Source organism: Arthrobacter agilis (genome assembly GCF_002953615.1).
Lineage (GTDB): Bacteria > Actinomycetota > Actinomycetes > Actinomycetales > Micrococcaceae > Arthrobacter_D > Arthrobacter_D agilis_B.
In genome coordinates this window covers 306,857-319,830 of record NZ_CP024915.1, presented here as the reverse complement: position 1 = coordinate 319,830, position 12,974 = coordinate 306,857, and the positions used below count along the sequence as shown (strand labels likewise).

The 12,974-nt window shown below is 70.1% G+C and carries 11 protein-coding genes and 2 riboswitches; of the genes, 5 read left to right on the top strand and 6 right to left on the bottom strand.

Translation table 11 applies throughout. The features are described from left to right. Window positions 1-94: 94 nt before the first annotated feature. Both CVO76_RS01560 and CVO76_RS01555 read right to left on the bottom strand, forming a co-directional pair. Complete coding sequence (locus CVO76_RS01560; protein ID WP_208740445.1) at window positions 95-1,126, bottom strand: LLM class flavin-dependent oxidoreductase; 1,032 nt, start codon at window positions 1,124-1,126, stop codon at window positions 95-97. Between the two features lie 121 nt (window positions 1,127-1,247). After that, on the bottom strand, window positions 1,248-2,297 hold the full coding sequence (locus CVO76_RS01555) for an SGNH/GDSL hydrolase family protein (RefSeq protein WP_208740444.1): 1,050 nt from the start codon (window positions 2,295-2,297) through the stop codon (window positions 1,248-1,250). Window positions 2,298-2,511: 214 nt separating this feature from the next. Next, a riboswitch (glycine riboswitch) is annotated at window positions 2,512-2,613 on the top strand. Beyond that, window positions 2,614-2,716, top strand: a riboswitch (glycine riboswitch). A 54-nt stretch (window positions 2,717-2,770) separates the two neighbouring features. On the opposite strand from CVO76_RS01555, the gene gcvP reads away from it, so the two are divergent. From gcvP to CVO76_RS01535, 4 genes are read left to right on the top strand one after another with little or no spacing between them, the layout of a single operon-like run. Beyond that, complete coding sequence (gene gcvP / locus CVO76_RS01550; RefSeq protein WP_208740443.1) at window positions 2,771-5,638, top strand: aminomethyl-transferring glycine dehydrogenase; 2,868 nt, start codon at window positions 2,771-2,773, stop codon at window positions 5,636-5,638. Between the two features lie 13 nt (window positions 5,639-5,651). Continuing rightward, window positions 5,652-6,782 carry a glycine cleavage system aminomethyltransferase GcvT gene (gene gcvT, locus CVO76_RS01545; protein ID WP_208740442.1) on the top strand — a complete coding sequence of 377 codons (1,131 nt, stop codon included), beginning with the start codon at window positions 5,652-5,654 and terminating at the stop codon, window positions 6,780-6,782. Further along, the gene (locus CVO76_RS01540; protein ID WP_208740441.1) at window positions 6,779-8,152 is read left to right on the top strand and encodes an L-serine ammonia-lyase; all 1,374 of its coding nucleotides are present in this window, start codon (window positions 6,779-6,781) and stop codon (window positions 8,150-8,152) included. Before gcvT ends, CVO76_RS01540 begins: the two co-directional genes overlap by 4 nt. Window positions 8,153-8,158: 6 nt before the next feature. Continuing rightward, window positions 8,159-8,965 carry a methylenetetrahydrofolate reductase gene (locus CVO76_RS01535; RefSeq protein ID WP_208740440.1) on the top strand — a complete coding sequence of 269 codons (807 nt, stop codon included), beginning with the start codon at window positions 8,159-8,161 and terminating at the stop codon, window positions 8,963-8,965. 140 nt (window positions 8,966-9,105) lie between these two features. On the opposite strand, the gene CVO76_RS01530 is transcribed toward CVO76_RS01535, so the two are convergent. The 4 genes from CVO76_RS01530 to CVO76_RS01515 all read right to left on the bottom strand — a co-directional run bounded on the left by CVO76_RS01530 (window position 9,106) and on the right by CVO76_RS01515 (window position 12,511). Then, a complete protein-coding gene (locus CVO76_RS01530) occupies window positions 9,106-9,834 on the bottom strand; it encodes a GAF and ANTAR domain-containing protein (RefSeq protein ID WP_208740439.1) in 729 nt (242 codons plus the stop codon). Window positions 9,835-9,940: 106 nt separating this feature from the next. Beyond that, entirely contained in the window at window positions 9,941-11,002 is a 1,062-nt protein-coding gene (locus CVO76_RS01525; protein ID WP_208740438.1) for an aminotransferase class I/II-fold pyridoxal phosphate-dependent enzyme, read from the bottom strand. A gap of 112 nt (window positions 11,003-11,114) precedes the next feature. After that, a complete protein-coding gene (locus tag CVO76_RS01520; RefSeq protein ID WP_133079972.1) occupies window positions 11,115-11,558 on the bottom strand; it encodes a MarR family winged helix-turn-helix transcriptional regulator in 444 nt (147 codons plus the stop codon). A 119-nt stretch (window positions 11,559-11,677) separates the two neighbouring features. Continuing rightward, window positions 11,678-12,511: an alpha/beta fold hydrolase gene (locus tag CVO76_RS01515; RefSeq protein WP_208740437.1), complete on the bottom strand. Its 834-nt coding sequence runs from the start codon at window positions 12,509-12,511 to the stop codon at window positions 11,678-11,680. Window positions 12,512-12,613: 102 nt separating this feature from the next. Here CVO76_RS01515 and CVO76_RS01510 point away from each other — a divergent pair. Next, the coding region (locus CVO76_RS01510) for a response regulator transcription factor (protein ID WP_208740436.1) at window positions 12,614-12,974 on the top strand (361 nt) is incomplete at its 3' end.

Below are 12,974 nucleotides of genomic sequence, written 5' to 3'. Positions count from 1 at the left end.
GCTCAGCGCCCGGGGCGCGCGGTGGCGCGTCCGCGTCACGCTACCGCCGCCCTCCCGCCGCCGCGAGGAGAAGTTCGTCCCGGCTGGTCCTTGCCTAGGCGAGCATCTCCCGGACCATGGGGATGACCTTGGTGCCGTAGAGCTCGATGCTGTGCATGAGCTTCTCGTGGGGCAGCGGGCCCGCGCTGTACTTCATGTCGAAGCGGTCGATCCCGAGCGTCTGCGCCGTCGTGGCGATCTTCCTCGCGACGGTCTCCGGAGAGCCGACGTAGAGCGAGCCGGAGTCCGCCTCCTGGTCGAACTCGGCGCGGGTCGTGGGGCCCCAGCCGCGCTCGCGGCCGATGCGGTCCCGCATGATCCGGTTGTCCGGCCACAGTTCCTCGCGGGCCTGCTCGTCGGAGTCGGCGATGTAGCCCGGGGAGTGGACGCCGATGGGCAGCGTGGGCTGCCCGAGCTGGGTGAGTGCTCGGTGGTACAGGTCCACGTAGGGGGCGAACCGGGCCGGGTCGCCGCCGATGATCGCGAGCATGAGCGGCATGCCGTACCGGGCCGCGCGCACCACCGATTCGGGGCTGCCGCCGACGCCGATCCAGGTCTTCAGGCGTCCGCCGTGCGTCTTCGGGTAGACCTCGTGGCCGGTGAGGCCGGGGCGGGTGCTTCCCGACCAGGTGACCGGGCCCTCCTTGATCAGCTCGGAGAACAGGTCGAGCTTCTCCTCGAAAAGGCGTTCGTAGTCGGAGAGCTCGTAACCGAACAGGGGGAAGGACTCCGTGAAGGACCCGCGGCCCAGGATGACCTCGGCGCGGCCGTCGGAGGCGGCGTCGAGCGTGGCGAACCGCTGGTAGACGCGCACGGGGTCGTCCGAGCTGAGGACCGTCACGGCCGAGCCGAGACGGATGCGCTTCGTCTGCCCGGCGATCGCTGCGAGCACCGTCTCGGGGGCGGAGACGGCGAAGTCGTCGCGGTGGTGCTCGCCGACGCCGATGAAGTCGACGCCGACCTCGTCGGCGAGCACCGCCTCCGCGATGACGTTCCGGATGACCTGCGGGTACGGGACGGGGTTGCCGTCCTGTCCGCGCGTGACGTCCCCGAAGGTGTCGAGTCCGAGTTCCAGTTCGCGTGCCATCGTGTTGCTCCCGTGCTCTGCGTTCAGGCCCGCCCTGGGCCTGCCAGTAGAACCGGCCACCCACCCCTGTTATTCCATGCAAACGTATGGACATTGGTGCAGGCGGATGGGAGATCGGGATTCAGTCCGCTCGATGGCCGTTCTGGCGGGCCTCCGCGGCGCGGTCGGCGCGTGCGATGCTCGCGGGGTCCGCGAGGTCCACGCCCGCGCGTGCGGCGGCGGCTCGCGCGGCAGGGCTCTTCAGGTCCGGCGCGACGAATTCCTTCGGTGTGATCCCGGCGTCCCGGGCGGCATGGTGGGCCTGCTGCCCGGCCAGGGCCGGAGCCGAGAGCTCCGCGGCCTGCACGGTCGCTGCCGTGACATCGACGCGGCTCCCGGTGAGGGCTGGACCGAGCAGGGGGACGTAGCCGGCCGCGTGGCCTGCCCGGTTGGGATGGGAGGAGTCCGACACGGGATTCGACAGGCCGTTGAGCCACTCGACGTCATCGCACACGGCATGCCCCGTGAAGGCGGCGGTCGGGTTGCGGAAGGTGAAGCCCGCCGCTGCTGCCGCTGCCGCGGTCGTGCTGTTCAGCAGGTCCGCCGTCGCGTTCAGGCGGGCCTCCTCCTCCGGCGAGAACCAGGTCGCCGCGTTGCAGTCCTCGCCGTTGAAGATCCGCGGGTAGCCGGCGATCGTCACGGACGCCTGCGGTGCGCGCGCCCGGACCTGGCTGTACAGGGAGGCTAGGCTCGCGGGCAACCGGTTCACGATGACGGCCCGGGCGCGGTCGATCGCCGCGTTGCAGTTGCTCATCCAGGCCGGCCTGGCGCACTCGGTCAGGACTGCCACGAACGAGGCGTCGTTGCCGCCGACGCTGAGCGAGACGTACGCCGTTGCCGGCGTCAGCGCGCTGAGCTGGGTGGTGACGACATCGGGGATGGTGGCGCCGGAACAGGCGCGGAAGTCCAGCGAGTAGCCCCTGGCGCTCGCGATCAGGGACGGATACGCGTAGACCGAGCGCTGGCAGGCGGAGCCGTCCGCCAGGTAGGCCCGCGTCCCCGTCCCCGAGGAGTAGGAGTCACCGAGGGCGACGTACGACGGGCCGGCGGCCATGGCCGGAGTCGCGCCGGGCACGACGGCGGCCAGCAGGATCAGGGCCATTGCCAGCGACCGCAAGCGGGGGATCGACATCGATGCTCCAGGTGCTCAGGGGTTCTCCGCCTACGCTAACCCCGCACGGCGACAGCCGGGGAGCCAGGACGACCGGATTCCGCCCGGGACTTCCGGTCCTCCTGGCGAGGGGGTAGGGTTCGGCCTCCGCCCCGGTCGTCTTTGCCTCCGGTCCGTGCAGCGCGGTAAGCTGTGGGACGGCTCACACGCCGAGAACCCCAACTGAATACGCCCTCGATCTGCAGCGGGAGAGTTCTGCCGTTGACTCAACACCGGCAGGCGCCGTAGGAGCAAATCCTCCCCAGGAATCTCTCAGGCCCAGTACCGCTGCGGGTAGGCAACTCTGGAAAGCAGCATCGGGCCGGCCCCGGCGCTCACCGACGGTGCAAGCAGGCACGGAGCCCTGCGGAAACTCTCAGGTCCCCTACAGAGCGGGGAGGAACCCGACCAGGCACGCGCGCGCCCGCGCCCCCTTTCTGACGTACGGAGTTCCCATGACCGCCTCACCCGACCAGGCTTCCGGCACAGCATCCACCTTCGCCGACCGGCACATCGGCCCTCGTTCCTCCGACGCCGGGCACATGCTGGAGGTCCTCGGCTACCCGAGCCTCGAGAAGCTCGTGGACATGGCCGTCCCCGCGAGCATCCGCCTGGACCGTGGGCTGAACCTGCCCGCGGCCCTCAGCGAGACCGAGGTGCTGGCACAGCTGCGACGCATCGCCGGCCGCAACCGGACCGCCGTCCAGATGATCGGCCAGGGGTACTTCGATACCGTGACGCCGCCGGTGATCCGCCGCAACGTACTCGAGTCGCCCGCCTGGTACACGGCCTACACGCCCTACCAGCCGGAGATCTCCCAGGGCCGCCTCGAGGCCCTCCTGAACTTCCAGACGATGGTCCAGGACCTCACGGCCCTCGACATCGCCAATGCCTCGTTGCTCGACGAGGCCTCCGCCGTCGCCGAGGCCGTCCTCCTGATGCGCCGCTCGGGCAAGAACAAGGGCCGCACGGTCATCGACGCCGACGCCCTGCCGCAGACCGTCGCCGTCGTGCGTGGTCGTGCCGAGGCGCTCGGCTTCGACGTCGAGGTCGCCGATCTCTCCGCGGGCCTGCCCGACGGCGACATCAACGGAGTGGTCCTCCAGCAGCCCGGCGCCTCCGGCGCACTGCGCGACCACGCGGCCGTCGTCGCCGCGGCGAAGGAACGCGGCGCACTCGTCACGGTCGCCGCCGACCTCCTGGCCCTGACGCTCATCACCGCTCCGGGTGAGCAGGGCGCGGACATCGCCGTCGGCTCCGCCCAGCGCTTCGGTGTCCCGCTCTTCTTCGGCGGCCCCCACGCCGCCTACATGGCCGTCCGCAAGGGCCTCGAGCGCATGCTGCCCGGACGCCTGGTCGGCGTCTCCAAGGACGCCGACGGCGCACCCGCCTACCGTCTCGCCCTGCAGACGCGTGAGCAGCACATCCGTCGCGAGAAGGCCACGAGCAACATCTGCACCGCCCAGGCGCTGCTGGCGATCGTGGCATCGATGTACGCCGTCTACCACGGCCCCGAGGGGCTCACGGCGATCGCGCGGACCACGCACCAGCGCGCCGCCGAGCTCGCCGATGCCCTCGCGGGGTCCGACGCCGACGTCGTCCACGATGCCTTCTTCGACACGCTCCTGGTCCACGTGCCCGGAAAGGCCGCGGAGTACGCGGACAAGGCGGAGGCGCAGGGCTACAACCTCCGCCGCGTCGACGCCGACCACCTGGGCATCTCCTGCGACGAGACGACGACCCCCGAGCACGTCGCCGCCGTCGCCGCCGTCTTCGGCGGCTCCCACACGGGGTCGGCGTCCGCAGCGCGGATCCCCGCCGACCTGCACCGGACGTCGGACTTCATGACGCACCCCGTCTTCTCGCTGCACCGCTCCGAGACCGCGATGCTCCGGTACCTCCGCCGGCTCTCCGACAAGGACCTCGCGCTGGACCGCACCATGATCCCGCTGGGCTCCTGCACCATGAAGCTCAACGCGACGGTCGAGATGGAATCGATCTCCTGGCCTGAGTTCGCCTCGATCCACCCCTTCGCGCCCGAGAGCCAGACCGAGGGCTGGCGCGAGCTGATCACCGACCTCGAGGAGCGCCTCGCGGAGATCACCGGGTACGACCGCGTCTCGCTGCAGCCCAACGCCGGGTCGCAGGGCGAGCTCGCCGGCCTCCTCGCCATCCGCGGCTACCACCGCTCGCGCGGCGACGAGAACCGCACCGTCTGCCTCATCCCGTCCTCCGCGCACGGCACCAACGCGGCCTCCGCCGTCCTGGCCGGCATGAAGGTCGTGGTGGTCGGCACCGCGGCCAACGGCAACATCGACCACGACGACCTCCTCGCCAAGATCGAGCAGCACGCCGAGAACCTCTCGGCCATCATGATCACCTACCCCTCCACGCACGGCGTGTTCGAGGAGGACGTGCGGTGGGTCTGCGAGAAGGTGCACGGCGCGGGCGGCCAGGTGTACATCGACGGCGCCAACCTCAACGCGCTGGTGGGCCTCGCCCAGCCGGGGGAGTTCGGCGGCGACGTCTCCCACCTGAACCTGCACAAGACCTTCTGCATCCCGCACGGCGGTGGCGGACCGGGCGTCGGGCCCGTCGCCGTGGCATCGCACCTCGCGCCGTTCCTGCCCGGGGACGCGAACCGCGACATCGCTACCGACGGCGGCCCGGCGGCCGAGGGCGGCACCCCGGTGTCGGGTTCGATGTACGGCTCGGCCGGCGTCCTGCCCATCTCCTGGGCCTACGTCGCCCTGATGGGTTCCGAGGGACTGACCAGCGCGACGGCGCATGCCCTGCTCGCGGCCAACTACGTCGCCGCCCGCCTGACGGAGCACTTCCCCGTGCTCTACACGGGCGTGCAGGGGCTCGTGGCGCACGAGTGCATCCTGGACCTCCGCCCGCTGACCGCCGCGACCGGCGTCACCGCGGAGGACGTCGCCAAGCGGCTCATCGACTACGGGTTCCACGCGCCGACGCTGTCGTTCCCCGTCGCGGGGACGCTCATGGTGGAGCCGACGGAGTCCGAGGACCTCGCCGAACTGGACCGCTTCATCTCCGCCATGATCGCCATCAAGGGTGAGATCGACCGTGTGGCGGCCGGCGAGTTCAGCATCGAGGAGAGCCCCCTGCGGCAGGCCCCGCACACCGCCCAGGTGCTCATCGGTGACGAGTGGACGCAGGCCTACCCGCGCGAGCTCGCGGCCTATCCGCTCCGCTCCCTGCGGCACGACAAGTACTTCCCGCCGGTGCGCAGGATCGACGGCGCCCACGGCGACCGCAACCTCGTCTGCTCCTGCCCGCCCATCGAATCCTTCGAAGACTAGGAACCCGCTGTCCATGAGCGAGCAGAGCAAGCACACAGCCCTGTACACCCAGCACGAGGCGCACGGAGCCTCGTTCACCGACTTCGGCGGGTGGCAGATGCCCCTGAAGTACCGGAGCGAACTGGAGGAGCACCACACGGTCCGCAAGGCCGCGGGCCTCTTCGACCTGTCCCACATGGGGGAGGTGCTCGTCAGCGGGCCGCAGGCCGCGGAGTTCCTCAACTACGCCCTGGTCAGCAACCTCGCGGTCCTCGCCGTGGGCAAGGCGAAGTACTCGCTGATCTGCAACGAGGCGGGCGGGGTGATCGACGACCTCATCACCTACCGGCTGACCGGGGACTCCTTCCTCGTGGTGCCGAACGCCTCCAACGCGCCCGTGGTGGCCGAGGAGCTGCGGCTGCGCGCCAAGGGGTTCGACGTCGCTGTGGAGGACCAGTCGGACACCACGGCCCTCGTCGCGGTGCAGGGCCCCACGGCAGAAGCGGTCCTCCTCGATCTCGCGCGCCCCGAGGACGCCGCCGCCATCCGGGACCTGAAGTACTACGCCGTGGTGGAGCTCGAGCTGGCTGGACTCCCCGTGCTCCTGGCCCGCACGGGCTACACGGGAGAGGACGGCTTCGAGATCTTCCTCGGCGGCAACGTCGCGGTGCGGCTCTGGAACGCAGCGCTGGAGGCGGGCGGGAAGCACGGACTGCTGCCCTGTGGCCTCGCGGCCCGTGACTCGCTGCGGCTGGAGGCCGGCATGCCGCTCTACGGTCACGAACTCGGGCTCGACACCACTCCGTTCGAGGCGGGCCTCGGACCCGTGGTCAGCACGAAGAAGCCCGACGACTTCGTGGGCCGTTCGGTGCTCGAACCGCTGAAGGCGGTCGAGCCGGCACGCCGTCTCGTCGGACTCCGGGCGGTCGGCCGCCGGTCGGCGCGGGCCGGGTACGACGTCGTCGTGGACGGGGCAGCCGTCGGCACGGTGACATCGGGGCTGCCGAGTCCCACGCTCGGCTACCCCGTGGCGCTCGCCTACGTGGACGCGGCGTACGCCGCCGTCGGCACCGAGGTGCAGGTGGACCTCCGGGGGCGGCCCGAACCCTTCACCGTGATCCCCACGCCGTTCTACAAGCGGCGACCCGCCGGATCGCCGCAGTGACGATCAGCGCGTTCGACCTCTTCAAGATCGGTATCGGGCCGTCGAGTTCCCACACGGGCGGACCGATGACCGCGGCCTACCTCTTCACCGAGGTGCTGCGTGCCGACGGCCTCCTGGCCGGCGTGCAGCGGGTCCGTGTGGAACTCTTCGGGTCGCTGGGCGTCACCGGCCATGGCCACGGGACGGTCAAGGCCGTACTGCTGGGACTCGAGGGGGACCAGCCCCATCTCGTGGACCCGACCTCGGCCGATGCCCGCGTGGCCTACATCGGCGAGTGCCGGTCGCTGAACCTCGCAGCCGAACAGCGCATCGAGTTCGATCCGGAGACGGACGTGGTGCTGCACCGCCGCCAGCGTCTCGACTACCACACCAACGGTATGCGGTTTACGGCATATACAGCGGCGGACGAAGTGATACGTACTAGGGAATACTTCTCGGTGGGCGGCGGTTTCGTGCTCGACGAGGACGAGATCGGCTCCGAGACCGTTGCCCTCAAGCCGATTCCGGTGGCCCATCCCTTCGGTACCGCCGACCAGCTGCTGGGCATCTGCCGGGCGACCGGCTGGTCCTTCTCCGACGTGGTGCTCGCCAACGAGCTGTCCTGGCGCCCGGAGCACGAGGTGCGGACCGGGCTGCTGGAGATCTGGTCGGTCATGCAGGACACCATCCGGCGGGGGACCACCACGGGCGGCATCCTGCCCGGCGGGTTGAGCGTGCGACGCCGCGCCGAGCGCCAGCGCCAACTGCTCGAGAAGGCGGACGACCCGAACGACCGCCTCGGGACGATGGAGTGGGTGACGCTCTTCGCCCTGGCCGTCAACGAGGAGAACGCCGCAGGCGGGCGGGTGGTGACGGCGCCGACCAACGGTGCCGCCGGCATCATCCCCGCCGTCCTGAAGTACTACGTCGACTTCGTGCCGGGAGCCGACGACGACGGCGTCGTCCGCTTCCTGCTGGCAGCAACGGCGATCGGCTCGCTGTTCAAGAAGAACGCCTCGATCTCCGGCGCCGAGGTGGGGTGCCAGGGCGAGGTCGGTTCCGCCTGCGCCATGGCGGCAGGTGCATTGGCGGAAGTGCTCGGCGGCACGCCCGAGCAGGTCGAGAACGCGGCCGAGATCGGCATCGAGCACAACCTCGGGCTGACGTGCGACCCCGTGGGCGGCCTGGTCCAGATCCCGTGCATCGAGCGGAACGCGGTCGGAGCCATGAAGGCCATCACGGCCGCTCGGATGGCTGTGCGGGGAGACGGCCGACACCACGTCTCGCTCGACGTCGCCATCAAGACCATGCGCGACACCGGCGCGGACATGATGGACAAGTACAAGGAGACCGCGCGCGGCGGACTCGCCCTCAACGTGGTGGAGTGCTGACCGTCGATGACTGACCTGCCGGTCCGCGTGGAGGTCATCCCGTCGGAAGGCATTGCCGACCGTCTCCGCGAGCACCTGCCCGCCCCCGCCGCCCTGACCGTCACGTGCCTGCCGCACCACGGCCCGCGGGAGGCCGTGGGCCTGGCGGTGGACCTCGCGCGGGCCGGCTACACCGCCATCCCGCACCTGGCCGCGCGATCCGTGACAGGCCGGACGGAGCTGGCCGGGTACGTCGAGCGGTGCGCCGACGCGGGCATCGGTGACGTCTTCGTGATCGGCGGGGATGCCACCGCGGCCGCCGGGCCCTACGCCTGGAGCGGGGCGCTCATGGAGGACATCGCGGATCTCTCGGGCGGGGTGCTCCGGATGGGGATGGCCGTGTATCCCGAAGGGCACCCGGGCGCCACGGACGAGGAACTGGTCAGGACGATGCTCGCCAAACAGCCGTTCGCGTCCTGGTGCGTCACCCAGCTCTGCTTCTCACCGGACACGCTGCGGGGTTACCCGTCACGGTTGCGGCTCCAAGGAGTGGGCCTGCCGGTGTGGGCGGGAGTGCCGGGCCCGGTGCGCATGGCACGGCTGGTGCGGCTTGCAGGCAGGATCGGGGTGGGGCAGTCCCTCGGCTTCCTCAAACGCTCCGCGGGCGCCTCGAACTCCGGGGCCGCCGTCAGGCAGTTGCTCTCGTCGGCGTCCTACGACCCGGGTCCGCTGGTGGGGGCGGTGCGTGCCTCCGGGTACGCAGGCCTGCACCTGTACAGCTTCAACGACCTCGCCGGACTCGCGCAGTCGGGGCCGGCTTCCGCCGCCGGGTGAACTCCCCGACGGCGAACTCCCCGACGGCGACCGCCTCGCCGGAGGACTCCTCCCGGTCGGTACGGAGCCGGTGGAAGCCTTCCGGACCGTGCTCGCCCCGGACTCCTGCCCGCGGGTGATCGCGGAGAGCGACCGCCCTGTCAGTCCGAGAAGTGCGTACGCGCCGGCTCGGCGGACACTCCGCCGACGATCCTGTGCGCGATCTCGCGGATCTTCAGGTTCTGGGCATTCGAGGCCCGTGTCAGGACCGCGTAGGCCTCCGCCTGGGTGCAGCGGTTCTGGCCCATGATGATCCCGATGGCGATGTCGATAGTGGTCCTCGACTCCATCGCCGCCCTGAGGCCCGAGGACGTGTCGGCCTGCCGGGAGACCCGGAGGACCATCTGCAGCGCCTTCGCGGCCTGGAGGGCGAATCCCTCCGCCAGCGCCTGGGTGGTGCTGGTGAAGGTTCCCGGCTCGGCCGCGTAGAAATTCAGCGCCGCCCCGCCCTGGCCGTCGAGGACCAGGGGAACGCCCATCATGGCGAAGTACCGGTGATCGGCGACCGCCGCGAAGTAGTCGGGCCAGCGTCCGTCCGTACGGGCGTCGTCGACGATCACGGTCCTGCCCGTGCTGATGGCGTGCAGGCAGGGACCGTCGCCGAAACCGTACTGGATCTCGTCGAGCGTCCGTGCCTCCTCGCTGCTGGAGGCCACCGTCGTGGCCAGGTCCTGGTGCCGGTACGTCACTCCGCACTGCACCTCGACGGAGCGGCCGAGGATCCTCGAGGAGAGACCGGCGAGATCCTCCAGGAACTGGTCGACGGTCTCGTTGGTCAGCATGAGGTCCTGGAGTTCGGCTGCGGCCGCCTGTCGATGCTCGTCCTTCACCCGCTCATCGTACGACGGATGCTTAGATTGTCTAGGAAACCCTCCCTGAGCCCTTCTCCGGCGACCTGACGCCCCTGCCGGACGCGGCGGCGACCGCCTCCGGGTGCTACTCCTTCACCACGCGGATGGTCCCGAGGGACGCGTCCCCGGGATCGGGGAGGACCATGCCGGCGTCGACACCGCTGCGCAGGTATTTGACGGACGCCTCGTTGATGCGCTCCCCCGGCAGGAAGACGGGGACCCCCGGAGGGTAGGGTGTGGCGAGCTCGGCGACGATCCGACCCACGGATTCCTCGATCGGGATGTCCTCCACGGGACCGAAGAAGGCATCGCGCGGCAGCATGACGGTCTCCAGGTCCAGTTCGCCCTCGTCCGGGATCAGCACGGGAGGCGATGGCGGGAAGTCCGGGGCCGCGTCGATCAGCAGGCGCAGTCCGTCCATCAGCCGCTGGACGGTCCATTCGTCGTCCGCGATGGACATGGTGATCTCGAGGCGACGGTGGTCCGTGGTCCCGAAGTCGAGCCTGCAGTTCTCGCGCAGCCAGTCGTGGGCCTGGTACCCGGTGATGCCCAGACCCGAGACGTCGACGAGCACATGCTGGATGTCGAGGTCGTGGGAAGCCTCGTGGGAGGTAAGTTCCTCCTCCAGCACGTACAGGCCGGGCAGTTCCTCGATCTGCTCGCGGACCCGCCGCGTGAGGGCCAGCGCGCGGTCGATCAGGTCATGTCCGCTCTGGACCATCTGGCGCCGCCACCCGTCCATCGCTGCGTACAGCATCACGTTCGCGCTGGTGGTGGAGAGGATGTCCGCACAGTGCTCGAGCCGGACGGGGTCCACGAGGTCCCCCTGGAGGTGGAACACGGAGCCCTGCTCGAAGCCGATGCCCATCTTGTGCACGCTGACCACGCAGAGGTCCGCCCCGGCGGACATGGCCCAGGTGGGGGTGTCGGGATGGAACGGCAGCTGCGCACCCCACGCCTCGTCGACGATCAGGGGCTTTCCGCGGTCGTGGCAGATCCTCGCGATGGCTCCGAGGTCGGCGCAGCTCCCGTAGGGCGTGGGGCTGACGACGAGGGCGGCGGCGGCGTCGGGGTACTTCTCCCACGTCGCCTCCACCTCCTGCGGCGTGGGCGGGTGGGAGAGCTTGAGGTCGTTGTCCCAGGTCAAGGGCCGATCCGCCGCACCGATTCCTCCGGTCTGTGCCCTGGTGCACCCGGAGACGACAGAACGGCCGTCCCGAGGGACGACCGTTCTGTCGGACGATGCTGCGGCGCAGGCCTCAGACGACGGCGGCTGCCGGCTTCTGCCGCTGGGGAGCGAGTTCCCCGACGATGCCGCGCAGCAGGCTGCGCAGCTCGAAGGACTCCAGTCCTTCGCCGACCATCAGTGTGCGCTCGATGTCCTCGGCCTTGGCGAGGGCCTCGACGCCCTCCGGCGTGATCGTGATGCGCTGGCTGCGGCGGTCGATGCTGTCGCGGATACGGGAGATGAACCCCTGGCGCTCGAGCTTCTCGATCGTCTTGCCGATCGTCTGGGCCTGGACGTGCACCGCGAGGGCGAGCTTCGCCCCCGTCATGGTGCCCTCGCGGGCCAGGACGCCGAGGGTGGTGTAGCCGGCATGGGTGATCCCGATGTCCAGCAGCCTCTCGTTCCACGCGTGGTCGACGAGACGTGCGGCGGTCGTGAGCAGGCGGCTGGTCGACCACTCTTGCAGATCAGGCATGCGATCTTCCTTCCGGTGCTTGGAACACCCGGCCGACGCTGTCGATCAGCGCAGGCCGGGTGCCGTGTCTTTGCAGCTGATCGATGGAACGACGGACGGGACCAGCTGCAATACGTCTACTATGCGCTTCGATCTTCAAGTTTTCCCGATGGCCGGTCCGAAGCTTGGAACAAGAAAGCCGGATCGTCGGCGGCCGGCACGCTCCGGAAGGCGATGATCTCCGCTGCGACGGCCGGTGCCGCCGAATGCTGGACGACATGCGGCTGGCCGTCGATCTCCACGAGGAGACCATACCGGGCGCGTGCCGCGAGTTCCCTGCACCAGCGCCGCCGGGCGACGGGATCACGCCCGCCCCGGAGCACCAGGACCGGACACCGGACCCGCTCGACCGCGCGCTCCAGCGGGTACTCCATCATGGGCAGCAGTTGGCGCAGGTACCAGCGCACGCCCGTGCGGAGGTAGTCCGTGTACACCGTCCAGTTCGCGGACGGGCTCTCCCGGAACGTGTCCCGTCCGAGCGAGACGGCCTGCTGGATCACCGTGCGGCGGTCGCGGTCGACCACCGGCCCGATCAGGACGATCCGTTCCGCGAGGTCGGGCGCCTGGAGGGCTGCCTCTGTGACGAACTGCACTCCCATGGAATGCCCGATCAGGATGCACGACCGGACGTCGATGGCCGCCAGCGCCTCGATGATCAGGGCGGCGTGGTCCTCCACCCCGAGCCGGCCGCCCGGCTGAGGATCCGGTCCGTAGCCGGGGAGATCCACGGAGTGCACGACGGCGTCGGACGCCAGTTCGGCGCGGAGCCGGTCGAGGTACCGGTGGGTCATGCCCAGTCCATGGACGAGGACGTACGGGGAACGGGACGTGGCGGACGCGTCGGTCCCCGGCGTCGTCCGGATCCGGAGGGTGAGGCCGTTCACCTGCACGGTGCTGAGGGTGGTCGGCTGCATCCCGGCAGTCTACGGGGGCGGACTGGCCGATCCTCAAGATCAGTTCAAGCCAAGTGTCCGTTCCGTGCCCTCCGGGCTCCCGATGTATGGAACTCTTGTTCCATGTCCGTTTCTCCGCCGCAGCGCACTGCGCTGGTCGTCGAGGACGATCCGGATATCCGCGAACTGCTCTCCACGACCCTGCGCATGAACGGGTTCGCGATCGTGGAGGCCGCGTCCGGGCTGGACGCCGTGGCGGCAGTGAAGGAGCACCGGCCCGACCTGATCACCCTCGACCTCAATCTGCCGGACCTCGACGGGGTGGAGGTGTGCCGCCAGTGCCGTGCCGTCAGTGACGCCTACATCGTGATGGTCACGGCCCGCCAGGACGAGATCGACCGCCTGATCGGCCTCGAGATCGGCGCCGACGACTTCATCGGCAAGCCCTTCAGCCCCCGCGAACTCTCGGCGCGGGTGTCCGCGA

What these genes read in the sequence shown, in the direction of transcription:
- CVO76_RS01515 (WP_208740437.1), bottom strand. Translation starts at nt 12,511, where the DNA reads ATGCAGCCGACCACCCTCAGCACCGTGCAGGTGAACGGCCTCACCCTC.
- gcvT (WP_208740442.1), top strand. Translation starts at nt 5,652, where the DNA reads ATGAGCGAGCAGAGCAAGCACACAGCCCTGTACACCCAGCACGAGGCG.
- gcvP (WP_208740443.1), top strand. Translation starts at nt 2,771, where the DNA reads ATGACCGCCTCACCCGACCAGGCTTCCGGCACAGCATCCACCTTCGCC.
- CVO76_RS01560 (WP_208740445.1), bottom strand. Translation starts at nt 1,126, where the DNA reads ATGGCACGCGAACTGGAACTCGGACTCGACACCTTCGGGGACGTCACG.
- CVO76_RS01555 (WP_208740444.1), bottom strand. Translation starts at nt 2,297, where the DNA reads ATGTCGATCCCCCGCTTGCGGTCGCTGGCAATGGCCCTGATCCTGCTG.
- CVO76_RS01535 (WP_208740440.1), top strand. Translation starts at nt 8,159, where the DNA reads ATGACTGACCTGCCGGTCCGCGTGGAGGTCATCCCGTCGGAAGGCATT.
- CVO76_RS01520 (WP_133079972.1), bottom strand. Translation starts at nt 11,558, where the DNA reads ATGCCTGATCTGCAAGAGTGGTCGACCAGCCGCCTGCTCACGACCGCC.